The organism is Streptomyces sp. NPDC053069, from assembly GCF_044546895.1.
In the GTDB taxonomy this organism is placed as follows: domain Bacteria; phylum Actinomycetota; class Actinomycetes; order Streptomycetales; family Streptomycetaceae; genus Streptomyces.
The window spans coordinates 454,790-478,287 of the sequence record NZ_JBITZN010000006.1 but is presented as its reverse complement, the minus strand read 5'-3'; the positions used below and the strand labels follow the sequence as shown (position 1 = coordinate 478,287).

The 23,498-nt window shown below is 68.1% G+C and carries 17 protein-coding genes and 1 pseudogene; 3 read left to right on the top strand and 15 right to left on the bottom strand.

Annotated elements, in window-relative coordinates:
- Window positions 1-58: 58 nt before the first annotated feature.
- A pseudogene (locus ACIGXP_RS17250) lies at window positions 59-756 on the top strand (recombinase family protein); the annotation flags it as partial.
- Between the two features lie 389 nt (window positions 757-1,145).
- Window positions 1,146-1,319, top strand: a complete 174-nt coding sequence (locus ACIGXP_RS17245) for a hypothetical protein (protein WP_399769056.1) — start codon at window positions 1,146-1,148, stop codon at window positions 1,317-1,319.
- A gap of 534 nt (window positions 1,320-1,853) precedes the next feature.
- Here the strand turns inward: ACIGXP_RS17245 and ACIGXP_RS17240 are convergent.
- From ACIGXP_RS17240 to ACIGXP_RS17185, 12 genes are all read right to left on the bottom strand, one after another.
- On the bottom strand, window positions 1,854-2,039 hold the full coding sequence (locus ACIGXP_RS17240) for a hypothetical protein (RefSeq protein ID WP_399769054.1): 186 nt from the start codon (window positions 2,037-2,039) through the stop codon (window positions 1,854-1,856).
- Between the two features lies 1 nt (window position 2,040).
- A complete protein-coding gene (locus ACIGXP_RS17235) occupies window positions 2,041-4,011 on the bottom strand; it encodes a TIGR03960 family B12-binding radical SAM protein (protein WP_399769052.1) in 1,971 nt (656 codons plus the stop codon).
- Window positions 4,012-4,108: 97 nt separating this feature from the next.
- Entirely contained in the window at window positions 4,109-5,623 is a 1,515-nt protein-coding gene (locus ACIGXP_RS17230) for a CHAD domain-containing protein (RefSeq protein ID WP_399769050.1), read from the bottom strand.
- 123 nt (window positions 5,624-5,746) lie between these two features.
- A complete protein-coding gene (rodA, locus tag ACIGXP_RS17225) occupies window positions 5,747-6,946 on the bottom strand; it encodes a rod shape-determining protein RodA (protein ID WP_399769049.1) in 1,200 nt (399 codons plus the stop codon).
- Window positions 6,943-9,201: a penicillin-binding protein 2 gene (mrdA, locus tag ACIGXP_RS17220; RefSeq protein ID WP_363214832.1), complete on the bottom strand. Its 2,259-nt coding sequence runs from the start codon at window positions 9,199-9,201 to the stop codon at window positions 6,943-6,945. The genes rodA and mrdA overlap by 4 nt, the downstream gene beginning before the upstream one ends.
- A gap of 116 nt (window positions 9,202-9,317) precedes the next feature.
- Entirely contained in the window at window positions 9,318-9,995 is a 678-nt protein-coding gene (gene mreD, locus ACIGXP_RS17215) for a rod shape-determining protein MreD (RefSeq protein WP_363214833.1), read from the bottom strand.
- Window positions 9,996-10,008: 13 nt separating this feature from the next.
- Window positions 10,009-10,947 carry a rod shape-determining protein MreC gene (gene mreC, locus ACIGXP_RS17210; protein WP_363214834.1) on the bottom strand — a complete coding sequence of 313 codons (939 nt, stop codon included), beginning with the start codon at window positions 10,945-10,947 and terminating at the stop codon, window positions 10,009-10,011.
- Window positions 10,948-11,110: 163 nt separating this feature from the next.
- Window positions 11,111-12,130: a rod shape-determining protein gene (locus ACIGXP_RS17205; protein WP_031158632.1), complete on the bottom strand. Its 1,020-nt coding sequence runs from the start codon at window positions 12,128-12,130 to the stop codon at window positions 11,111-11,113.
- 314 nt (window positions 12,131-12,444) lie between these two features.
- Window positions 12,445-12,858 (bottom strand): nucleoside-diphosphate kinase, encoded by a 414-nt coding sequence (ndk, locus tag ACIGXP_RS17200; protein ID WP_351245956.1) that lies wholly within the window; start codon window positions 12,856-12,858, stop codon window positions 12,445-12,447.
- 64 nt (window positions 12,859-12,922) lie between these two features.
- Window positions 12,923-13,285 carry a DUF4233 domain-containing protein gene (locus ACIGXP_RS17195; protein WP_363214835.1) on the bottom strand — a complete coding sequence of 121 codons (363 nt, stop codon included), beginning with the start codon at window positions 13,283-13,285 and terminating at the stop codon, window positions 12,923-12,925.
- Between the two features lie 9 nt (window positions 13,286-13,294).
- Entirely contained in the window at window positions 13,295-14,809 is a 1,515-nt protein-coding gene (locus ACIGXP_RS17190; protein ID WP_399769044.1) for a bifunctional folylpolyglutamate synthase/dihydrofolate synthase, read from the bottom strand.
- 242 nt (window positions 14,810-15,051) lie between these two features.
- On the bottom strand, window positions 15,052-17,676 hold the full coding sequence (locus ACIGXP_RS17185) for a valine--tRNA ligase (RefSeq protein WP_399769042.1): 2,625 nt from the start codon (window positions 17,674-17,676) through the stop codon (window positions 15,052-15,054).
- A 137-nt stretch (window positions 17,677-17,813) separates the two neighbouring features.
- Between ACIGXP_RS17185 and ACIGXP_RS17180 the strand changes: the two genes are divergently transcribed.
- Window positions 17,814-18,821: a hypothetical protein gene (locus ACIGXP_RS17180; protein WP_399769040.1), complete on the top strand. Its 1,008-nt coding sequence runs from the start codon at window positions 17,814-17,816 to the stop codon at window positions 18,819-18,821.
- A gap of 1,796 nt (window positions 18,822-20,617) precedes the next feature.
- Here ACIGXP_RS17180 and clpX read toward each other — a convergent pair.
- The 3 genes from clpX to ACIGXP_RS17165 all read right to left on the bottom strand — a co-directional run bounded on the left by clpX (window position 20,618) and on the right by ACIGXP_RS17165 (window position 23,414).
- On the bottom strand, window positions 20,618-21,904 hold the full coding sequence (clpX, locus tag ACIGXP_RS17175; RefSeq protein WP_399769038.1) for an ATP-dependent Clp protease ATP-binding subunit ClpX: 1,287 nt from the start codon (window positions 21,902-21,904) through the stop codon (window positions 20,618-20,620).
- 171 nt (window positions 21,905-22,075) lie between these two features.
- Window positions 22,076-22,741 carry an ATP-dependent Clp protease proteolytic subunit gene (locus tag ACIGXP_RS17170; RefSeq protein WP_228625090.1) on the bottom strand — a complete coding sequence of 222 codons (666 nt, stop codon included), beginning with the start codon at window positions 22,739-22,741 and terminating at the stop codon, window positions 22,076-22,078.
- A 67-nt stretch (window positions 22,742-22,808) separates the two neighbouring features.
- Window positions 22,809-23,414 (bottom strand): ATP-dependent Clp protease proteolytic subunit, encoded by a 606-nt coding sequence (locus tag ACIGXP_RS17165; protein WP_363214881.1) that lies wholly within the window; start codon window positions 23,412-23,414, stop codon window positions 22,809-22,811.
- Between the last annotated feature and the right edge of the window lie 84 nt (window positions 23,415-23,498).

The window sequence follows — 23,498 nt, the reverse complement described above, 5'->3', positions numbered from 1 at the left end:
CACCAACGGGGTCATATCCGCTACGGCGCTGGTCACGGCGAAGCGAACGAGGACGCGCATAGCAACTGACCGCGCACCGTACTCAGTTGAGGCCGAGTGGACCGACGCGGACTTAGCCCTCTTGGACGACCTGAATAAGGCTGAAGCGCTCTTACCCGACGACGCCCCACGGGCCCTGCTGTCTGTACGGCTGTCCGTGCTCACCGACGACACGACGTCACCCGTCCGTCAGGAACTCGACCTCCGGAAGCTGGCCCTGGACCGCGGCAGCCGAGTCGTCGGCGTGGCCAGCGACCTGAACGTGTCGGCTACGAAGGTTCCGCCGTGGAAGCGCAAGGAACTCGGCGACTGGCTGAACACAACAGGGCGCCGGAGTTCGACGAGATCCTTTTCTGGAAGCTGGACCGTTTCGTGCGGCGGCTCAGTGACCTCAGCACCATGATCGACTGGTGCCTGAAGTACGGGAAGAACCTCGTCTCCAAGAACGACTCGATCGACCTGACCACCACAGCCGGGAAGATCATGGTCACGATCATCGGTGGCATCGCCGAGATCGAGGCTGCCAATACGAGCACGCGCGTCCCAAGCCTGTGGAACTACGTCAAGACACAGACTGACTGGCTGGTGGGCAAGCCCGCGTACGGCTATCAAACGGCGGAGAACAAGGACGGCAGGGTCGTTCTCGTCATCGGCCAGGAGGCGCGCCGGGCACTGCACTGGTGTCGCAACGCCGCCATGAGGCCGAAGCCCGCTTCCGCTCGGCGCATGGCCAAGGTGCGTCCTTGTTCAGGTCACCCGAGGTCATTTCGGCGGTGCCGGGGTCGTTGACGCGGTGGCAGATACGGCCGCCGAGCTGGGCGCGACTTTGGAAGATCGCGTATGCGGGTGGGTGCTGATCAGGGAGACGCTGACCTGGGTGTTTCCAGTGCAGTCGCCGCGACCCCCTCGACCGTCGGCCGACCACCACCACGGCACCACTTCAGGGATCGATTCCCCGGCCGCGGGCGAGGTTCGGCTACCACTACAGGGTAAAGCGGTCATAAAATCTGCATGAACGGGAGCAAACGGACATAAAACGGAATAAAGTAAGCACTGTGCAGTCAAGGGGTGCATCACCGGGACAGCCCCGACGCCAGGAGAACTCAATGACCTACGGAACGATGGCCGCTCCCGAGTCCAACCCCCGCGCCAACGCCGCTTTGGCTGCAGACTGCGAGGTGTGCAACGGCTGGGGAACCGTGATCACTTCCCAGGGGCGGCACGAACTGTGCCAGGACTGCCAGTCCCCCACCGAACGCGAGTGCCACGACAGCAGCTGATTGCAGGGGGTGTTAAGTCCATGCCTGCATTCTGGATCAACAGCCACACCCCACTCTTCCGGACCGCCAAACACCTTACGGAGCGACTTTGGCCGGGAGCTGCTTTGGCGCGAGTGATCACGGCCCCGTAGGCTTCCGGCGCGTCGGGCAGTCAGTGGAACTGCAACGCCCCGCACCGGGACCACCGCGCACCCCTAGTGAGGCGGCGCGGCGGCGACCGGCCGGCGCCGCCGCGCTTGGCACGGCCCCCCGGGTCTTGATCCGATCTACTGGTGTAGGCAACCGGGTGGAAAAGGGTGCGCGGTGGCCCCGGTGCGGGGCGTTGGGGGTCTAGCTGCTGTTGCGGCTTTCCCTTCCTGAGGCCGGATCGTGGTGGCGGTGGCGTGGGGGCCGGGCGCGGCCGTTGATGCGCTTGGGCGGAGGGTGCGGCGGCCGGGTTGGCGAGCGAGTCACCGAACGCCAACGAGCCCCCTCCCGATCAGGCAAGGGGGCTCGCGGGGCCAGGCAGGGTCGCGCACAGACGCGGAATGTGCCTCAGACCCACTCCACCTCGGAGACGATGTGCCGGGTACTGCTGGGGCCCGGCAGCGGCGTCCCCGAGGACGCCAGTGGCAGGGACAGGCGAGGGACCGAAGCGCCGACCGCAGCCAGCGCAGCAGCCGCCTCCTCCTCGCTCACCCCCGCCAGCGCCTCAATCACCCGATCGAGTGCCTCGTTCACCTCAGTGCGCGTGACCACTCGAAGCGGGTGCCTGACCTGCGTTCTTGACCGTCAGCGGCAGCAACTTCTTGCCGGTCGGGCCGATTTGTATGGCCGTGTCCATCTGCGGGCAGACGCCGCAGTCGAAGCACGGGGTCCAGCGGCAGTCCTCGACCTCTGTTTCGTCGAGTGCGTCCTGCCAGTCCTCCCAGAGCCAGTCCTTGTCCAGGCCGGAGTCGAGGTGGTCCCAGGGCAGGACCTCCTCGTAGGTGCGCTCGCGGGTGGTGTACCAGTCGACGTCCACGCCGTAGGGGGCGAGAGCCTTGGCGGCGCAGGCCATCCAGCGGTCGTAGGAGAAGTGCTCACGCCAGCCGTCGAAGCGGCCGCCGTCGTCGTACACCGCGCGGATCACCGCGCCGATACGGCGGTCGCCGCGGGAGAGGAGGCCCTCGACGATGCCCGGCTTGCCGTCGTGGTAGCGGAAGCCGATCGAGCGGCCGTACTTCTTGTCGCCGCGGATCTTGTCGCGGAGCTTGGCCAGGCGGGCGTCCGTCTCCTCCGCCGAGAGCTGCGGCGCCCACTGGAAGGGGGTGTGGGGCTTGGGGACGAAGCCGCCGATCGAGACCGTGCAGCGGATGTCGTTGGAGCCCGAAACCTCGCGGCCCTTCTGGATGACGTGCGTCGCCATGTCGGCGATCTGCAGGACGTCGTCGTCGGTCTCCGTGGGCAGGCCGCACATGAAGTACAGCTTCACCTGGCGCCAGCCGTTGCCGTAGGCCGTGGCGACGGTGCGGATGAGGTCCTCCTCGGACACCATCTTGTTGATGACCTTGCGCATGCGCTCCGAGCCGCCTTCGGGGGCGAAGGTCAGACCGGAGCGGCGGCCGTTGCGCGTCAGCTCGTTCGCCAGGTCCACGTTGAAGGCGTCCACGCGCGTGGAGGGGAGGGACAGGCCGATCTTGTCGTCCTCGTACCGGTCCGCCAGGCCCTTGGCGATGTCGCCGATCTCCGAGTGGTCCGCCGAGGACAGGGAGAGCAGGCCCACCTCCTCGAAGCCCGTCGCCTTGAGGCCCTTGTCGACCATCTCGCCGATGCCCGTGATCGAGCGCTCGCGCACCGGGCGGGTGATCATGCCGGCCTGGCAGAAGCGGCACCCGCGCGTGCAGCCGCGGAAGATCTCCACCGACATGCGCTCGTGGACCGTCTCGGCCAGGGGGACGAGGGGCTGCTTGGGGTACGGCCACTCGTCCAGGTCCATGACCGTGTGCTTGGAGACGCGCCACGGGACGCCCGACTTGTTGGGGACCACGCGGGCGATACGGCCGTCGGGAAGGTACTCGACGTCGTAGAAGGCCGGGATGTAGACCCCGCCGGTCTTCGCCAGGCGGAAGAGGACCTCCTCGCGGCCGCCGGGGCAGCCCTCGGCCTTCCACTCGCGGATGATCCGGGTCATGTCCAGCACGGCCTGCTCGCCGTCGCCGATGATCGCCGCGTCGATGAAGTCGGCGATCGGCTCGGGGTTGAAGGCCGCGTGGCCGCCGGCCAGGACGATCGGGTCGTCGATGGTGCGGTCCTTGGACTCCAGGGGGATCCCGGCGAGGTCCAGGGCCGTGAGCATGTTCGTGTAGCCCAGCTCCGTGGAGAAGGACAGGCCGAACACGTCGAAGGCCTTGACCGGGCGGTGGGTGTCCACGGTGAACTGCGGGACGCCGTGCTCGCGCATCAGCGCCTCCAGGTCCGGCCACACGCTGTACGTGCGCTCGGCGAGGACGCCCTCCTGCTCGTTGAGGACCTCGTAGAGGATCATGACGCCCTGGTTGGGCAGACCCACCTCGTACGCGTCCGGGTACATGAGCGCCCAGCGGACGTCGCACTCGTCCCACGGCTTGACCGTGGAGTTGAGCTCTCCGCCGACGTACTGGATGGGCTTCTGCACATGCGGGAGCAGTGCTTCGAGCTGCGGGAACACCGACTCGGCGGCTTCGGCAGGCATCTCGCGAACCTTCGTGAGCTGACAGGGGTGACCATCAAGCGTAACCCGCCCGGCGGACTCCCCCGTACGCTCAGCCGGAGACCCCTCCCTCGCGCGCTCAGCCGGACGCCGCGGACCCGATCTCCCTCCACAGTCCGGGCAGCTCCGCCTCGGCCTGCGCCGCCCGTCCCTCCTCGCGCCCGTACAGCACCCCGTACGTGAACGTGCTCTCCCCCGCCGCGTGGGCCACCGCGGACAGCTCGCGCAGGGTCAGCCGGGTCATGACGCTGTCCTGGTGGTCGCCGAGCAGGGTGGTCAGGGACTTCATTCCCCTGGTCAGGGAGCGGGCCGGTGCTCCGAGGGCCGGGGTGGCCGCCTCGGCCGCGTACCGGGTGCGCTTGGCCTTCTTGCGGGCCTCGTGCACGGCGATGTCGCGGTTCTCGCCGGGCGGGGTGGCGATCGCCTGCTCGATCAGGGCGGACAGGGTCGCCAGGTCCTCGTCCACGGCCTTGGCGAGGACCTTCTCCGGCTGTTTCCCGGCGGCCTTCCGCAGGGGTGGCTCGGTGAGCAGGGCGTCCAGGGTGTCCAGCAGGGTCAGGTAGCGGCGGGAGTCCAGGACGCCGGTGACACGGGCGTGTGCCCCGCCGTGCCGGTCCTCGGCCCAGGCGGTGAGGCGTTCGTGGACCGGGCCGGCGACCAGGTCGGACGGGAGGGCGTCGAGGGCGGCCGTCAGGCGTTCGGCCATCACCTCCTGGTCGCGGTCGAGGCCCAGCTCGCCCGCGAGCCACTTCAGCTCGGCCCCGACGGGGTCGGTGACGGCGCGGTCGAGGACGGAGCCGAAGCTGCGCAGGGTGCTGCGGGCCCGGCGGGTGGCGACCCGCATGCGGTGCACGGAGTCGGGCACGTCCCGGCGGACGGCGGGGTCCAGCTCGACCAGGGCGTCCCGCTGGGCGCGCAGATAGGCGAGGACGTGGTCGCCGGCGGTCTGCGGCGGCGCGGGCTCGTTCTTCCTGCGCCGGCGTCCTGCGGCCTCTTGCGTGGCGGTCTGTTCCAGGGCGCGGGCGAGCTTCGACGGCGACGCCGAGGGGCGCACCCCCGCCTTGCGCAGCCGTTTCTCCACCAGGTCCAGGAAGGCGGGGTCGCCGTCGTCGGCCAGTTCCACCTCGATCTCGGTCCACTGGGCGGCCCCGCCCCCGCCGGTGAGCCGCTCGGCGGTGACGGCGTCGACACTCGCCTCGGCCAGCAGGGTGCCGTCGGCGCTGACGAGGTGGCGCACATCGCGGGCGGAGCGCAGCCGGACCAGCGGCACCAGTTCGGCGTCCCGGACTCGGGAGCGCACCAGGGCGCCGATCTCCTCGGGGACGGTGTCGGAGAGCGGGGCCCGGATCTCGTCCCGCACGCCGGGAGCGACGGGGAACTTCAGATGCCAGCCGGCGTCGGAGCCGCCGGTGCGGCGGCGCAGGGTGAGGGAGGCGGCGGCCAGGCGTTCGTCGGCGGTGTCGTAGTAGGTGGCGTCGAGTTCCACCAGGCCCTTGTCCAGGACGGCCGCCACGCCGCCGACGCCGGTCAGGTCGGGCAGCCCACTGTCGTCGGACTCGTACTTGCGCTCGATCTCGCGTTTCGCATCCGCCATGAATTGAATCTAGTGGGCCGCGGTGCGGCGCGGCAGAGGTCATCCCGGGTGAATGGCCGGAAAACTCCCGTCATCCACCCGGTGAACCATCACCCGGACTCGCGGCCCGAACCCGCCGGAGACCTATGCCGACATGGGTCTCTGCACCTTGATCGACTGCAGCAGTCCCACGGCCACCCAGACCGCGAACATCGACGAGCCGCCGTAGGACACGAACGGCAGGGGCAGACCGGTGACCGGCATGATGCCGAGGGTCATGCCGATGTTCTCGAAGGACTGGAAGGCGAACCAGGCGACGATCCCGGCGGCCACGATGGTCCCGTACAGCTCGGTGGAGTCACGGGCGATGCGGCAGGCGCGCCACAGCACCACGCCCAGCAGGAAGATGATGAAGCCCGCGCCGAGGAAGCCCAGCTCCTCCCCCGCCACCGTGAAGACGAAGTCCGTCTGCTGCTCGGGCACGAACTGGCCGGTGGTCTGCGAGCCGTGGAAGAGGCCGGCGCCGGTCAGGCCGCCGGAGCCGATGGCGATACGGGCCTGGTTGGTGTTGTAGCCGACGCCCGCGGGGTCCAGGTCCGGGTTGGCGAAGGCGGCGAAGCGGTTGATCTGGTACTCGTCCAGGATGTGCAGCTGCCAGATGGCGACACAGCCCAGCACACCGGCGATGAGCAGGCCGAAGACCCAGCGGTTGGAGGCGCCGGAGGCGAGCAGCACGCCCAGGATGATGGCCACCATGGCCAGGACCGTGCCGAGGTCGGGCATGAGCAGCACGATCAGGATCGGCACGGCCGCGAGGCCGAGTGACTGCACGACCGTGCGGTGGTCGGGGTACGGCTTGTCCCCGGCGTCGACCCGGGCCGCCAGTATCATCGCCATGCCCAGGATGATCGTGATCTTCACGAACTCGGCGGGCTGGAGCGAGAAGCCGCCGCCGAACACGATCCAGTTGCGGCTGCCGTTGATGGTGGCGCCGACCGGGGTGAGCACCAGCAGCACCCCGAACAGCGAGATGCCGTAGAGGATCGGCACGGCGTTGCGCAGGGCGCGGTGGCCGAGCCAGATCGTGCCGATCATCAGGGCGAACCCGATGCCCAGGTTCATCAGGTGGCGGATCAGGAAGTAGTACGGGTCGCCCTGGTTGATCTCGGTGCGGTTGCGGGTCGCGGAGTACACCAGCAGCGAGCCCAGCAGGGACAGCCCGGTGGCCGCGAACAGGATCGGCCAGTCGAGCCGGCGGGTGAGCGAGTCACGGGCGAAGATCCTGGTCCAGCCGGCCCGCTCGGGGCCGTACCCGGAGACGGAGAAGCTGTTCGCGCCGGTCATGAGGGCATCCTCCGGCTTCCCCTCGTGCCGTTCCTGCGTGGCCGTCTGCGGGTGTCGCGGTTGCGCGTGGTGGGCGAGGGCGAGGTGGCGGGCTGCTGGTCGTCCCCGTTGCTGGGGTTGTCCTGCTGGGCCTTCTCGGTGTCCTTGGCGGGGTCGCCGGTGACCTTGGGGTTGATGATCGTGCCGTCCTTGCGGACCTTCGGCAGGCCCTTCTGCGGCGTGGGCAGCAGCGCCTTCTTCTTGTCGATGGAACCGTCGCCCTGGACGCCGTAGAGCGCGCTGTAGATGTTGCGCACGGCCTCACCGGCGGAACCGGAACCGGTACCGGCCTGGGAGATCGTCATGATCACCGAGTAGTCCTTGGAGTACGTGGCCAGCCAGCCTGTGGTCTGCTTGCCGTAGACCTCCGCCGTACCGGTCTTGCCGTGCAGCGGGATCTTGTTCTGCGGCCAGCCGCCGAACTTCCATGCGGCGGTACCTCGGGTGATGACGCCCGCGAAGGCGTCGTCCATGCCCTTGAGGGTGGCCTGGCTGACGGGCAGCTTGCGCTGCACCCTGGGCTTGATCTCCCGGACGGTCTTGCCGTCGGCGCTGATGATCGCCTTGCCGATGGTCGGGTAGTACTCGGTGCCGCCGTTGGCTACGGCGCCGTAGATCATCGCCTCCTGGATCGGCGTGACGAGGGTGTCGCCCTGGCCGATGGAGTAGTTGATCTCGTCGCCCTCACGCATCTTGTTGCCTTCGAGGCAGTTCTCGTAGGCGATCTTCTCGACGTAGGAGCCGTCCTTCTTGCCGCTCTTGCACCAGGCGTCCTTGTTGGCCTTCCAGTAGTCGAGCTTCCACTGGCGGTCGGGGACACGGCCGCGGACCTCGTTGGGGAGGTCGATGCCGGTCTCCTTGCCGAGGCCGAACTGGTGGGCGGTCTTGAAGAAGTAGTCCTTCGGCTGGCCCTTCTTGGGGTTGATGCCGCCGTCCCTCTTCCACTCCCTGTCCGCGAGGCCGTAGAAGACGGTGTCGCAGGAGACCTCCAGGGCGCGTCCGAGGGAGATGTCGCCGAAGTTCTCGCCCTCGAAGTTCTTGAAGACCTGGCCGCCGACCGAGTACGAACTGGTGCACGGGTAGCCGCCGTCCCAGGCGTAGCCGGCGTTGACCGCGGCGGCCGTGGAGACCACCTTGAACGTGGAGCCGGGTGCGGCCTGGCCCTGTATGGCCCGGTTGAGCAGCGGGTAGTCGGAGTCCTTGCCGGTGAGGGCCTTGTAGTCCTTGGCGGAGATGCCGCCCACCCACACGTTCGGGTCGTAGGTGGGTGCCGAGGCCATCGCGACGATCCGGCCGGTCTTGGCCTCCATGACGATGACGGCGCCGGAGTCGGCCTTGTAGTTCTCGCCGGTGATCTTGTCGTACGTTCCGCGGGCGGCCTTCATCGCCTTGTCGAGTTCGTACTCGGCGACGCGCTGCACCCGGGAGTCGATGCTGGTGACCAGGTTCGAACCGGGCTCGGCGGCATCCGACTTGGCCTTGCCGATGACCCGGCCGAGGTTGTCCACCTCATAGCGGGTGACGCCGGCCTTGCCGCGCAGCTCCTTGTCGTACTGCCGCTCCAGGCCGGAGCGGCCGACCATGTCGGAGCGCAGATAGGGCGAGTCGGTGTCCTTGGCCTTCTGGATCTCGGCGTCGGTGACGGGCGAGAGATAGCCGAGCACCTGCGCGGTGTTGGACTTGCCCGGCCCCGGGTAGCGGCGCACGGCCTCGGGCTCGGCGGTGATGCCGGGGAAGTCCTCGGAGCGCTCGCGGATCTGCAGGGCCTGCTTGGGGGTGGCCTCGTCGGTGATCGGGATCGGCTGGTACGGCGAGCCGTTCCAGCACGGCTGGGGGGTCTTGGCGTCGCACAGCCGGACCTTCTGGATGACCTCCTCGGGCTTTATGCCGAGGACGCCGGCCAGCTTGGTGAGGACCGCCCTGCCGTCGTCCTTCTGCTTGAGCAGGTCGGTACGGGAGGCGGAGACGACCAGGCGGGTCTCGTTGTCGGCGAGGGGCACGCCGCGGGCGTCCAGGATGTCGCCGCGCACGGCGGGGTCGACGACCTGCTGGACGTGGTTGCCGGAGGCCTCCTTCTGGTACTGGGCGCCCTCGCGGATCTGCAGGTACCAGAGCCGGCCGCCGAGCGTGCCGAGGAGGGAGAGGACGAGGATCTGGATCACGACGAGCCGGATCTGCACCCGTGGGGTCCGACCGGTCTCGGGGATGTTGGTCACTGCGGTTGTCTCCCCCTCTCAGTGCGCAGATGCGAGGACATGGACGCTTGATGAACGACCGGCCGGTGAGCCCGCGTTCCGCGAAGGCTGACCCGTTCGGGTGAACTCGTGGGCACTCACAGCCGCTTGACCCCCTTGATCCGGCCGACCCGTGCGGAGCGGGTGCGGGCCTTGGCCTTCAGCGCGCCGAGGCCGCCGCGCTGGCTGCCGATGCGCAGGCCGGTGCCGGAGGAGAGCCAGCCGGTGGAGATGTCGCCGGCCTTGGTGGCGGGGCCGGTCTCGGCGAGCGGGTCGTTGTCGGAACGGCGCGCCAGCCACATGATCCCGGGGACCACGAACGGAGCGAGCAGCAGGTCGTACAGGGCCGCCGAGAACAGCAGCCCGGGCAGGCCGACATGGCGGGCGGCGGTGTCGCCGACCAGCGCGCCGACGCCCGCGTACAGCAGCGTGGAGCCGATGGCGGCGGCGACCACGACGGCCATCGGGCCGGTCGCCGACTTCAGGCGGCCGTTCTCCGGCCTGATGAGCCCGGCGAAGTAGCCGGTGACGCACAGCACGAGGGCGTAGCGGCCGGCCGCGTGGTCGGCGGGCGGCGCGAGGTCGGCGAGCAGACCGGCGCCGAAGCCGACGAGGGCGCCGCCGACATGGCCGTACACCATGGCCAGGCCGAGGACGGTGAGCAGCAGCAGGTCGGGGACGGCGCCCGGCAGATGCAGGCGGGCGAGGACGCTCACCTGGATCACCAGGGCCACGACGACCAGCGCGGAGGAGAGCAGGATCCGGTTGACACGCATGGGGATTCAGCTCCTACTGCTGTTCGTCGTTGGCGGTCGCGTCGGCGGACGGGTTGACGGTGACCGTCACCGTCGGCGTCGGAACCGGCTTGGGCTTGGCCGGCAGGACTTCGTCACGCGGGTCCTTCTTCGGGGCCTGGACGACCACACCGACGATGTCCAGCTTGGTGAAGCCGACGTACGGGGTGACGTAGATCGTGCGGGTGAGGCCGCCGTTGGAGGGCTCGACGCGGGAGATCACGCCGACCGGCACGCCGGGCACGAAGGGCCGGTCGGCCTCCGAGCCGAAGGTGACGAGCCGGTCGCCCTTCTTCACCTCCGCCTTGCCGTTGAGCAGTTCCACGCGCAGCGGGCGGTCGCCCTGCCCGGAGGCGAAGCCGAGTTCGTCGCTGCCCTCCATGCGGGTGCCGACGGTGAAGTCGGGGTCGTTGGCGAGCAGCACGGTGGAGGTGTCGGGGCCGACCGTGGTGACCCGGCCGACGAGCCCGTCGCCGTTGAGAACGGTCATGTCGCGCTTGATGCCGTCGTTGGCGCCGGCGTCGATGGTGATGGTCCAGGAGAAGCCCTGCGCCGCTCCTATGGCGATGACCTGGGCGCCCTTGATGCCGTACTGGCCCTCGCCGGCGATCTTCAGCATCCTGTCGAGCTGGCCCAGGCGACTGCGGTTGCGGTCGTCGCTGCCGAGTTTCGCCTTGAGGGCCGCGTTCTCCTTCTCCAGGGCGGCGAGCCGGTCGTGCCGGCTGCCGGAGTCCCGGATCGCCGACACGGCGTTGCCGACCGGGTCGACCGCCGAGGACAGCCCGTTCTCGACCGGGCCGAACACCGCGGCCGCGGCCTGCCGGGCACCCTCGACCGGGGAGTTCCTGCCCCCGCGGATGTCCACCGTGATCAGCGCGAATGCGATGGCAACCAGCAGGACCAGGAGCAGCCGGCTCTCTTTCGTGTCCCTCACGTGCGGCGGCCGTGCCCTTCCTCAATAGGAATTCGGGAGCCCCTTTGCGGGCGCGATACGCGAAACGCAAGCCCGAGGGGCCATTTGTGGGAGCTTATGCCTCTCATCAACGATCCGCCGCACGAGCGGAGAACCTCTCGTACGGCGGAATCGAAGTGTCAGGTCATCTGCGGGGCTGGGCGTCCAGGACCTGCTGCAGCGCCTCGAACTCCTCGACGCACTTGCCGGAGCCGAGCGCGACGCTGTCCAGCGGGTCCTCGGCGATGTGGATCGGCATGCCGGTCTCCCGCCGCAGCCGCTCGTCGAGCCCGCGCAGCAGGGCTCCGCCGCCGGTCAGAACGATTCCTCGGTCCATGATGTCGCCGGACAGCTCCGGCGGGCACTTGTCGAGGGTCGTCTTGACCGCGTCCACGATCGCGTTGACGGGCTCCTCGATCGCCTTGCGGACCTCGGCGGCCGAGATCACGACCGTCTTCGGCAGCCCGGAGACCAGGTCCCGGCCGCGGACTTCGGTGTGCTCGTCGGCGTCGAGGTCGTACGCGGAACCGATCGTGATCTTGATCTGCTCGGCCGTGCGCTCACCCAGCAGAAGGCTGTACTCCTTCTTGATGTACTGGATGATCGCGTTGTCCAGTTCGTCGCCCGCGACCCGGATGGACTGCGCGGTGACGATGCCGCCGAGCGAGATGACCGCGACCTCCGTGGTGCCGCCGCCGATGTCCACCACCATGTTGCCGGTGGCCTCGTGGACCGGCAGGCCGGAGCCGATGGCGGCCGCCATGGGCTCCTCGATGATGTGCACCTGGCGGGCACCGGCCTGGGAGGACGCCTCGATCACGGCGCGGCGCTCGACACCCGTGATGCCCGAGGGCACACAGACGACGACCCGCGGACGGGCGAGATACCGCCGCTTGTGGATCTTCAGGATGAAGTAGCGGAGCATCCGCTCGGTGATCTCGAAGTCGGCGATCACGCCGTCCTTCAGCGGGCGGACGGCCACGATGTTGCCCGGCGTCCGGCCGATCATCTTCTTCGCTTCGGCACCGACCGCGAGGATCCCACCGGTGTTGGTGTTGATCGCGACGACGGACGGTTCGTTGAGGACGATTCCGCGACCCCTGACGTACACCAGCGTGTTGGCGGTCCCGAGGTCGACAGCCATGTCACGGCCGATGAACGACATTGAGTTCCCCATCCGGATTCATCTGGCCTTCCCGAGCTTTTGAGGGCATGTCAGGACGGCGAGGCGGGTGCTGTGACGTGAAGGCTTCCATCGTAAACGCGCCTGCACGGACACTGCGCGAGGGTCTCCGCCATTGTCACCAGATGGCGGGCCGCCCCGCTTGTGGAGACGGTCCAACGGAGGCACGCGTTCCCCCGATCGGCAAGGCATATGCCAAGGGACGGCCGGAAATGTACGGCCGTCCCTGGTCGGGCACCAGCGGGCGGAGCTGACGTCCCCTCAGAAAAATTACCGAAAACTAAAGCACCCGCAGTTCACGCCCGGCCCGGGAAGAAGATTTTCACCTCGCGCTCGGCGGACTCCTCGGAGTCCGAGGCGTGGATCAGGTTCTCGCGGACGATCACGCCGTAGTCGCCGCGGATGGAGCCGGGCGCGGCGGCGATCGGGTCGGTCGGCCCGGCGAGCGCGCGCACGCCCTCGATGACCCGCTCGCCCTCGACGATCAGCGCGACGACCGGGCCGGAGGACATGAACTCGACCAGCGGCTCGTAGAAGGGCTTGCCCTTGTGCTCGCCGTAGTGCTGCTCCAGGGTCTCCTGGTCCAGGGTGCGCAGTTCCAGCGCGGTGATCTGCCAGCCGGCCTTGCGCTCGATACGGCTGATGATCTCGCCGGTCAGGCCTCGACGGACGGCGTCGGGCTTGAGGAGGACGAGGGTGCGCTGGCTCACGGGAGGACTCCTTACGACTGGCGTGTGCGGTGGGACGAGGTTACAGGGCGTGTCGGGACGCCCGTTACGCAGCGTCAGCTGTGGAGGATCCGGACTCCGCCTGCGCGGCGAATCTGGCCTTCGCCTCGTCCACCTTTCTGCCGAAGTGCACCGACGCCCACCACAGCGCCGCGAACACCGCGCCCATGAAGTACATGGTCGGGACGAAGACACCGGAGGCGATCAGCGCGATCTGCAGCGCCCAGCCGAGGGCCACCCCGCCGGGCCGGGTCACCATGCCGCACAGCAGCACGCACAGCAGCATGGCGATGCCGCTGACCAGCCACACCGTGGACATGGACAGGCCCGGGTCCTTCATGGCGACGAGCCCGGCGAACCCGATGACGAAGAACTCGCCGATCAGGGTCGATGCACAGAGCGTACGCATCTACGATCCTCAGCCCTTCCCCAGCAGCAGCCGGGCCTCGCCGACGGTGATGACGGAACCGGTGACCAGCACGCCGCCGCCCGCGAACTCGCCCTCCTCCTCGGCCAGCGTGATCGCCGCCTCCAGGGCGTCCGGCAGCCGCGGCTCGACCTGCACCCTCTCCTCGCCGAACACCTCCACGGCGATCGCGGCCAGCTCGTCCGCGTCCATGGCCCGCGGGGTGGAGTTCTGCGTGACGACGACCTCGGCGAAGATCGGCTCGAAGGCCTCCAGCAGACCCCGTACGTTCTTGTCGCCGCTCGCGCCCACGACACCGATCAGCCGGCTGAAGTCGAACGCCTCCTGTACGGCCTCCGCGGTGGCGCGGGCGCCCGCCGGGTTGTGCGCCGCGTCGAGCACGATCGTCGGCGAGCGCCGTACGACCTCCAGGCGGCCCGGGGAGGACACGGCCGCGAAGGCCTTGCGGACGGTGTCGATGTCGAGCGGATCCGGGCGCTGCGCGCCGACGCCGAAGAACGCCTCGACGGCGGCGAGGGCCACGGCCGCGTTGTGTGCCTGGTGGGCGCCGTGCAGCGGGAGATACACCTCGGGGTACTCGCCGCCCAGGCCGCGCAGCGTGAGCAGCTGCCCGCCGACGGCGATCTGCCGGGCCACGACCCCGAACTCCAGCCCCTCGCGGGCGACCGTGGCGTCCACCTCGACGGCCTTCTTCAGCAGCACCTGCGCCGCGTCCACCGGCTGCTGGGCCAGGATCACGGTCGCGTCCTGCTTGATGATGCCGCTCTTCTCACCGGCGATCTCGGCGGGCGTCTCGCCCAGGCGGTCGGTGTGGTCCAGGTCGATGGGGGTGATCACGGCGACGTCGCCGTCGATGACGTTGGTGGCGTCCCAGGAGCCGCCCATGCCCACCTCCACGACGGCCACGTCGACGGGGGCGTCCGCGAACGCGGCGTACGCCATGCCGGTGAGGACCTCGAAGAAGGAGAGCCGGTACTCCTGCTGTCCGTCCACCATCTCGACGTACGGCTTGATGTCGTCGTAGGTCTCGATGAACCGCTCGGCGGAGATGGGCGCGCCGTCCAGGCTGATCCGCTCGGTGATCGACTGCACGTGCGGGCTGGTGTAGCGGCCGGTGCGCAGTTCGAAGGCGCCGAGCAGGGCCTCGATCATGCGGGCGGTGGAGGTCTTGCCGTTGGTGCCCGTGATGTGGATCGAGGGGTACGAGCGCTGGGGCTCGCCGAGGACGTCCATCAGCGCGGAGATCCTGCTGACCGAGGGCTCCAGCTTGGTCTCGCCCCAGCGGGTGGCCAGGTCCGCCTCGACCTCGCGCAGCGCCCGGTCGACCTCCGGGTCCTCCGGCCGCGCGGGCACGTCGGCGTGCGGCTGCCCGCCCTGGGTGCGCAGGGTTCGGCTGCCGGCCTCGATCACCGCGAGGTCGGGGTCGCGGGTCGTCTCGGCTTCGATGATCTCGTCGAAGCTGTCGAGGGGGTCGGGGGTGTCGCTGGTGCCGGGGTGGTCGCTCACGGTGCCAGTCTACGGAGCGGAGGTGACAACGGACCGGTTCGGGGTGGTTGCTCGCGATTGCCGGGTGCGGGTGCGCGGGGGCTGTCGCGCCGTTCCCCGCGCCCCCAGGGGTCGCAGTCGCCGTCGGCCTCTCGGCGCCGGAGCCGCGGGCGGTCGTGCCTCCCGGCGAGCAGCGCCCCGTCCCGGGCACACGAAGGCCCCGGTGCCTGAAAAGCTCCGGGGCCTTCATCGCCGTACGACCGCTACGCCGGCGGCAGCTTCTCCAGCTGGGCGGTGAGGCGGGCGATGTCCTCCTCGGCCTTGGACAGGCGCGTGCGGATCTTGTCCACCACGTGGTCCGGAGCCTTCGCGAGGAACGCCTCGTTGCCGAGCTTGGCCGTGGCCTGGGCCTTCTCCTTCTCGGCGGCGGCCAGGTCCTTCGCGAGGCGCTTGCGCTCGGCGGCCACGTCGATCGTGCCGGAGAGGTCGAGGGCGACCTCGGCGCCGGCGACCGGGAGGGTGGCCGTGGCCGTGAAGGAGTCACCCTCCGGCTGCAGACGCAGCAGCTGGCGGATGGCGGCCTCGTGCGGGGCGAGGGCCGTGCCGTCGAGGGTCAGGCGGGCCGGGACGCGCTGGCCCGGCTGCAGGCCCTGGTCGGCGCGGAAGCGACGGACCTCGGTGATGACCGACTGGAGGGTCTCGATCTCCTTCTCGGCCGCACGGTCCCGGAAGCCGCTGTCCTTCGGCCACTCGGCGACGACGACGGACTCGCCGCCCGTGAGGGTGGTCCAGAGGGTCTCGGTGACGAACGGGACCACCGGGTGGAGGAGCTTGAGGGTGACGTCGAGGACCTCGCCGAGGACCCGCTTGCTGACCTCGGCCGGCTCGCCGCCCGCCTGGAAGACGGTCTTGGACAGCTCGACGTACCAGTCGAAGACCTCGTCCCACGCGAAGTGGAAGAGCGTGTCCGACAGCTTGGCGAACTGGAAGTCGTCGTAGTAGGCGTCGACTTCGGCGACGACCGAGTTCAGGCGGGAGAGGATCCAGCGGTCCGTCGCCGACATCGCGGACGGGTCCGGCAGCGGGCCCTCCACCGTCGCGCCGTTCATCAGGGCGAAACGGGTGGCGTTCCAGATCTTGTTGGCGAAGTTGCGGGAGCCCTGGACCCAGTCCTCGCCGATCGGGACGTCGACGCCCGGGTTCGCGCCTCGGGCCAGGGTGAACCTGAGTGCGTCGCTGCCGTACTTGTCCATCCAGTCCAGCGGGTTGACCGCGTTGCCGAAGGACTTCGACATCTTCTTGCCGAACTGGTCGCGAACCATGCCGTGCAGGGCGATGGTGTGGAACGGCGGGGTGCCGTCCATCGCGTACAGGCCGAACATCATCATCCGGGCGACCCAGAAGAAGAGGATGTCGTAGCCGGTGACCAGGACGGAGTTCGGGTAGAACTTCGCGAGCGACTCGGTCTGTTCGGGCCAGCCCAGCGTGGAGAACGGCCACAGGCCGGAGGAGAACCAGGTGTCGAGGACGTCGGTGTCCTGGTGCCAGCCCTCGCCGGTCGGCGGCTCCTCGTCGGGGCCGACGCAGACGACTTCACCGTTCGGCCCGTACCAGACGGGGATCCGGTGACCCCACCACAGCTGGCGCGAGATGCACCAGTCGTGGAGGTTGTCGACCCAGTCGAAGTAGCGCTTCTCCATCTCCTGCGGATGGATCTTGACGCGGCCGTCGCGGACGGCGTCGCCCGCCGCCTTCGCCAGCGGGCCGACCTTGACCCACCACTGCATCGACAGGCGCGGCTCGATGGTGGTCTTGCAGCGCGAGCAGTGGCCGACGGAGTGGACGTACGGCCGCTTCTCGGCGACGATCCGGCCCTCGGCGCGCAGCGCGGCGACGATGGCGGAGCGGGCCTCCAGCCGGTCCAGGCCCTGGAAGGGGCCGTGCGCGGTGATGACGGCGTGCTCGTCCATGATCGTGATGGACGGCAGGTCGTGCCGCTGGCCGATCTCGAAGTCGTTCGGGTCGTGGGCCGGGGTGACCTTGACGGCGCCGGTGCCGAACTCGGGGTCGACATGGGTGTCGGCGACAACCGGGATGGAACGGTCGGTCAGCGGGAGCCTGATGAGCTTGCCGACCAGGTGCTTGTACCGCTCGTCGTCCGGGTGGACGGCGACGGCGGTGTCACCGAGCATGGTCTCGGCGCGGGTGGTGGCGACGACGATGGCGTCGTCCCCGTCCCCGTACTTCATGGAGACGAGCTCGCCGTCGTCGTCCTGGTACTCGACCTCGATGTCCGAGATGGCCGTCAGACAGCGCGGGCACCAGTTGATGATGCGCTCGGCGCGGTAGATCAGCTCGTCGTCGTGGAGGCGCTTGAAGATGGTCTGGACGGCCTGGGAGAGCCCCTCGTCCATGGTGAACCGCTCACGCGACCAGGCGACGCCGTCACCGAGGCGGCGCATCTGACCGGAGATCTGCCCGCCGGACTCGCCCTTCCACTGCCAGACGCGCTCGACGAAGGCCTCGCGGCCGAGGTCGTGCCGGGACTTGCCCTCCTTGCCCAGCTCCCTCTCGACGACGTTCTGCGTGGCGATACCGGCGTGGTCCATGCCGGGCTGCCACAGCGTCTCGAAGCCCTGCATGCGCTTGCGGCGGGTCAGCGCGTCGATGAGGGTGTGCTCGAAGGCGTGGCCCAGGTGCAGGCTGCCCGTGACGTTCGGCGGCGGGATGACGATCGTGTACGGCGGCTTGTCGCTCTTCTCGTCCGCCTCGAAGTAACCGCGCTCTACCCAGCGCTCGTACAGCGGCCCCTCTACATCGGCCGGCGCGTACTGGGTCGGCAGTTCGGTGTCGGGCGCGGGTGGCTGCTGCTGAGCGTTCTCGGTCACGGGGGTCAGTTTAGAGGTGTCACGGGGTGGTCCCGAAACGCGTTTGTTCTGTAACGGTGCGGCCCCCGGTGCCATGCGTTTCCCGGGCCTGGGCCAGGATGTTCGGAACACATAAGCATCTGGAGGGGAACCCAGAGATGAGCAACAACCAGCCGGGCCCGTACGGCGGGCCGCCCCAGCAGCCGGGTCCGTACGGCCAGCCGGGGCAGCCTGGGCCGTACGGCCAGCCGGGGCCCTACGGCCAGCCGGGCCAGCCGGGCCAGCCCGGCCCGTACGGCCAGCAGCCGCAGGCTCCGCAGCCCGGCTACGGCTACCCCCAGCAGGCGCCTGCGGGCCCGCCGCAGCCCGGGTACGGCTACCCGCAGCAGGGCGTGCCGCAGCAGCCGAACCCGTACGGCCAGCAGCCGGGTCCCTACGGCCAGCAGCCGTACGGCATGCCGCAGCCGCCGCAGGCCGGCGGGAGCAAGAAGAAGACGGGCCTGATCATCGGCTCGGTGGCCGTGGTGGCGGCCGTGGCGGTGGCGGGGTACTTGCTCTTCAGCGGGAGCAGCAACGGCGTGGCGGATGACGGGCCGCACAAGCTGACGGCGCCGGAGGCGGTCATCAACGGGACGTACACGAAGCAGGCGAGCTCCAACTCCTCGGATCCCAGCGGCGCCGGTAAATCGGACTTCGAGAAGTGGGGGGTGAAGAACCCCACGGAGGTGAGCGCCAAGTACCAGAACGGCAAGGGCCTGACCATGAAGGCTCTCGGCTTCCACGGCGTGTACGGGACCGTCGCCGACCCGGAGACGGTCGTCGACGGCTTGTTCGCCAAGGCCAAGGCGGAGTCCGAGAAGGACCAGAGTGGTTCCGACACCAAGGGCAAGCTGATCGGCAGCCCCGAGACCGTCCACCCGGCAGGGTTCTCCAACGGCGTCATGAAGTGCCAGATGGCTCAGATCGACACCAGCGGCTCGTCGAACTCGGAGTCGGGGGTGCCCAAGACCATGCAGGTGCCGATCTGCATCTGGGGCGACCACAGCACGGTCGTCACCGTCACGTCGTTCAGCGTCGCCTCTCTCGCCTCCGGCCAGGGCGGCTCGATGAGCGACGCCGCTGAGCTCACGGCCAAGCTGCGCAACGACGTCCGCAAACCAATCTGACCGCAAACCAATCTGACCGCTGCAAAACGCGAATTGCACACACGAGGGGCTCTGGCTCGTTAGACCAGAGCCCCTTGATGCAGGGACGCTTAGTTCGCCACTTCAGCCACACAGGAGCTCAGCGGTCAAATCGCATAACGTTTAGCGAGCCCCTAGCTGCTGAGGCACTGGACCGGCACCTGCACTACCTGCCGCCGGCGAGGTCTGGTCTGATCACAGCCTCGAAGCCATCCTGGATAGCCCAATTCACCGGGGCTGAACCCGCGGCAGTTCGGCAAATTGGTCACTGCGATGCGGTGGCCGGTTATAAAAGGCAGGCGCTCCAGGTCGTGGTGCACCAGGACCCGGCGGACGGTCGAGACGGAAAGGCCCAGGATCGGACCTATACGAGCCGGAGTCCGATGCGGACTCGCGGCGACCATCTCGCCACCGATGTGATCCCGCCGGTCCGCGGCCGCGTCTGCCAGCCCGCCGCGGGTCGGATGCACCCGATCGCCCGGCGCAGACACGACACGACATCGCCCGGGCGCCTATCCCTGGGGAGCGAGCGCCGTTTGCGTGAGCGCATGGCTTCCGACGTCCGCTGGGAACGGCGGGTCGACATCCACGAAGCGTTCCTCAAACTCGCCTGCTACCTGATCATCCGCCGACAACTCGGCTCATGTGTTGGCTGTTGTAGCAGCGCTCACCAACGGACCGGCCCCCTCGTGCACCACCGTTCGTAGTTGCCGCCATTCTTCGCGAGGCAAACTTCAATATCAAGTTCCACAGATTCGGGCAGGTTCTTGCTTACGACATTGCAGTGCCCTTCGCCACCGTTATTATAATTCCTGATAAGTACAGCGTCGTCGGAAGACCTGAGTATGCGAGACAAAACCGCATAGCCATCCTTCTCCAGGTCGCACGATTCCAAGAGGTCGCCGTTTTCCGTCCACCGACCTATACCCCCATAAGGCGAACCATCATCGGTGTACACCCACGCCCCACTCCCACCAGCGGAGGCACTCCCGGAGAACGAAACGATACTCACTGCAGCCATAAAGCCTGCAGCAGCAAAGCGCCCTATCGCCTTCACTTAACCCCTCACAATCTTCAGGTGTCAAACAACCTCTTGATCATCTCACGAAAGACAGACTCGCTTCTGTGAAACTGAAGTACTGTGAGGTGGATCACCAATTAAGCGGATCGACGGGAGTTGGATTAGCACATCTGCCGAGGCCACCCTCTTACTTGGATTGACTGGGCCCTGCGGGAATCACGCCGCTGATCTTGGATCAACGGGCACGGCCGCACGACGGAATAGCCAACGCATCTGATGAGACGCTGTTCGCAGCAAGCATCTACGCTCTGGTCAGCAGGTGCGCTTGACGCGTTTCTTTCATCCTGCTCCGGCTTGTCGAAGTCAGCCGTACGCCAAATGATCCGCTCCAGAGCCGGAGTGTGAGACCGCCTGTAGTGAAAAGCCGACCCTCATCGACTGAACAACACCCGCCGGTGTCCCGTCATCCGCATCATCCTCGACACCACCCATCTCAGGGCGATACAGGTCGTATCGGACGCCAACGGACTGCTCTGACCCTGCCTCTCCGCTGGCAACGTCCGAGAGAGCGAAGGGCTGAAGCCTATGAGGGGGGTCATCAAACGCGACATGACGCCAATCTGGTCGCTACCTCAAGCCGCAGAATCTGCACGCGGAGGCATACCCCACCCGAACCTGCAGAAATGTCGCCATTAATACTAACTATGTAGATAGTGACGGAGAGGGCGCCGGCGCCCTCTCCGTCGTACTGGACGGGCTACGCCGACTTCTGCTCCCCCGACCCCCGCCCCCGCGAATCGCGGGGGATCAGCGTGGGGTTGACGTTGGAGAGGACCACGTCCGCCGTGATGACCACGCGGGCCACGTCCTTGCGGGACGGGACCTCGTACATGACGCCCTGGAGGACTTCCTCCATGATGGCGCGGAGGCCTCGGGCGCCGGTCTGGCGGAGGATGGCCTGGTCGGCGATGGCTTCCAGGGCCTCGCGTTCGAAGTCCAGCTCCACGCCGTCGAGTTCGAAGAGGCGCTGGTACTGCTTCACGAGCGCGTTGCGGGGTTCCACCAGGATCTTCAGCAACGCCTCGCGGTCCAGGTTGTGGACCGAGGTGATCACGGGCAGGCGGCCGATGAATTCCGGGATCATGCCGAACTTGACCAGGTCCTCCGGCATGACGTCCTCGAAGACGTCCTTGGACTCCAGCTCGCGCTTGGAGAGGATCGTGGCTCCGAAGCCGATGCCCTTCGCGCCCGCGCGGGCCTCGATGATCTTCTCCAGGCCGGCGAAGGCGCCGCCCACGATGAACAGGACGTTCGTCGTGTCGATCTGGATGAATTCCTGGTGGGGGTGCTTGCGGCCGCCCTGGGGCGGGACCGAGGCCGTGGTGCCCTCCAGGATCTTCAGGAGGGCCTGCTGAACGCCTTCGCCCGATACGTCGCGCGTGATCGACGGGTTCTCGCTCTTCCTCGCGACCTTGTCGATCTCGTCGATGTAGATGATCCCGGTCTCGGCCTTCTTGACGTCGTAGTCCGCCGCCTGGATCAGCTTCAGCAGGATGTTCTCGACGTCCTCGCCCACGTAACCCGCCTCCGTGAGCGCCGTCGCGTCGGCGATCGCGAAGGGCACGTTCAGCATGCGTGCCAGGGTCTGCGCGAGGAGGGTCTTGCCGGAGCCCGTTGGGCCCAGCAGGAGGATGTTGGACTTTGCCAGCTCAATGGCGTCGTCACGGCCGCCCGGACCGCCGTTCTCGCCCGCCTGGACCCGTTTGTAGTGGTTGTACACCGCGACGGAGAGCGCCTTCTTGGCTGCTTCCTGGCCGACCACGTAGCCCTCGAGGAACTCGTAGATCTCGCGGGGCTTCGGGAGTTCCTCCCAGCGCACCTCGCTCGTCTCGGCGAGCTCCTCCTCGATGATCTCGTTGCAGAGGTCGATGCACTCGTCGCAGATGTACACACCGGGCCCTGCGATGAGCTTCTTGACCTGCTTCTGGCTCTTGCCGCAGAACGAGCACTTGAGCAGATCGCCGCCGTCACCGATGCGTGCCACGGTGTGCTTCCCCTTCGCCTGGGAGACGCCTGGACGCTTTCGAATCCAGCGGCTCCTGGTGCTGCCTTATGTCCGACGGTACCTTGCCGGGCCCGGTGTTCGGGCCCCTCTTGGCAGGGTTCACTTTGACGTGCACCGTGCCAAGAGGGGCAAAGAGCGTGCCGCTCCGCGTCAGCGGACCGCGGCGTTGTTCAGCTTGCGGGTGGAGATGATCTGGTCGACGAGGCCGTACTGCAGCGCCTCCTCGGCCGTGAGGATCTTGTCGCGCTCGATGTCCTCGCGGATCTTCTCGATCGGCTGGTTCGAGTGCTTGGCCAGCATGTCCTCCAGCTGCTCACGCATCCGGGTGAACTCGTTGGCGATGATCTCCAGGTCGGAGAGCTGACCGCGGCCGGTGGAGCCCGCCGGCTGGTGGATCAGCACGCGGGAGTTCGGCAGCGCCATGCGCTTGCCGGGCGTACCGGCGGCGAGCAGGATGGCCGCGGCGGAGGCCGCCTGGCCCATGCAGACCGTCTGGATGTCGGGCTTCACGAACTGCATCGTGTCGTAGATCGCCGTCAGGGCGGTCATGTCGCCACCGGGGCTGTTGATGTAGATCGAGATGTCCCGGTCCGGGTCCATCGACTCCAGGCACAGCAGCTGCGCCATGACGTCGTTGGCGGAGGCGTCGTCGATCTGGACGCCGAGGAAGATCACGCGCTCCTCGAAGAGCTTCGCGTACGGGTCGTACTCGCGGATGCCCTGGGAGGTGCGCTCGACGAAGCGCGGGATGACGTAGCGGCTGTCGGGGCGGGGCCCTTCGTACATGCCGCTGGCGGCGCCGGGGAAGTTGCTCATGGGGTTCACCGTCCTGGTGGCGTTCGGGGGGCTGGTGTCTCGGCGGTGCGTGGCGTGGCCGGGCCGGTCAGGCACCGGTGCCGCCGCCTCCCGGAACACCCGAGGCATGCGTGATGATCTCGTCAATGAGACCGTACTCCTTGGCCTCTTCCGGGGTGAACCAGCGGTCGCGGTCGCCGTCGCGGATGATCGTCTCGACGGACTGGCCGGAGTGCAGCGCGGTCAGCTCGGACATGGTCTTCTTGGTGCGCAGCAGGTACTGGGCCTGGATCTTGATGTCCGAGACCGTACCGCCCAGGCCCGCGGAGCCCTGGTGCATCATGATGTCGGTGTGCGGCAGGGCGAAGCGCTTGCCGGCGGTGCCGCCGGTGAGCAGGAACTGGCCCATCGAGGCCGCCATGCCCATACCGATCGTGACGACGTCGTTCGGGATGTACTGCATGGTGTCGTAGATCGCCATGCCGGCCGTCACCGAGCCGCCGGGGCTGTTGATGTAGAGGAAGATGTCCTTGTCCGGATCGGCGGCGAGGAGCAGCAGCTGCGCGGTGATCTTGTTGGCGATGTCGTCGTCAACCTGCTGGCCGAGGAAGATGATCCGCTCGCCGAGCAGCCGGTTGTAGACCTGGTCGCCGAGGCCACCACCGATGGAAGGCTCGCCGGCGGCGGAGGGCATCAGATTCGTCACGTATCCACCTGCTCGTCTTACGACGGCGCCGGGCCGTCTCATTGTTCTGCCTTTCATGGACCCTAACGCGAG

Excerpts from the sequence above, each read along its gene's own strand:
- ACIGXP_RS17245 (WP_399769056.1), top strand. The coding sequence starts at position 1,146 with ATGACCTACGGAACGATGGCCGCTCCCGAGTCCAACCCCCGCGCCAAC.
- ACIGXP_RS17235 (WP_399769052.1), bottom strand. The coding sequence starts at position 4,011 with ATGCCTGCCGAAGCCGCCGAGTCGGTGTTCCCGCAGCTCGAAGCACTG.
- ACIGXP_RS17230 (WP_399769050.1), bottom strand. The coding sequence starts at position 5,623 with ATGGCGGATGCGAAACGCGAGATCGAGCGCAAGTACGAGTCCGACGAC.
- rodA (WP_399769049.1), bottom strand. The coding sequence starts at position 6,946 with ATGACCGGCGCGAACAGCTTCTCCGTCTCCGGGTACGGCCCCGAGCGG.
- mreD (WP_363214833.1), bottom strand. The coding sequence starts at position 9,995 with ATGCGTGTCAACCGGATCCTGCTCTCCTCCGCGCTGGTCGTCGTGGCC.
- ACIGXP_RS17205 (WP_031158632.1), bottom strand. The coding sequence starts at position 12,130 with ATGTCGTTCATCGGCCGTGACATGGCTGTCGACCTCGGGACCGCCAAC.
- ACIGXP_RS17195 (WP_363214835.1), bottom strand. The coding sequence starts at position 13,285 with ATGCGTACGCTCTGTGCATCGACCCTGATCGGCGAGTTCTTCGTCATC.
- ACIGXP_RS17180 (WP_399769040.1), top strand. The coding sequence starts at position 17,814 with ATGAGCAACAACCAGCCGGGCCCGTACGGCGGGCCGCCCCAGCAGCCG.
- ACIGXP_RS17170 (WP_228625090.1), bottom strand. The coding sequence starts at position 22,741 with ATGAGCAACTTCCCCGGCGCCGCCAGCGGCATGTACGAAGGGCCCCGC.
- ACIGXP_RS17165 (WP_363214881.1), bottom strand. The coding sequence starts at position 23,414 with ATGCCCTCCGCCGCCGGCGAGCCTTCCATCGGTGGTGGCCTCGGCGAC.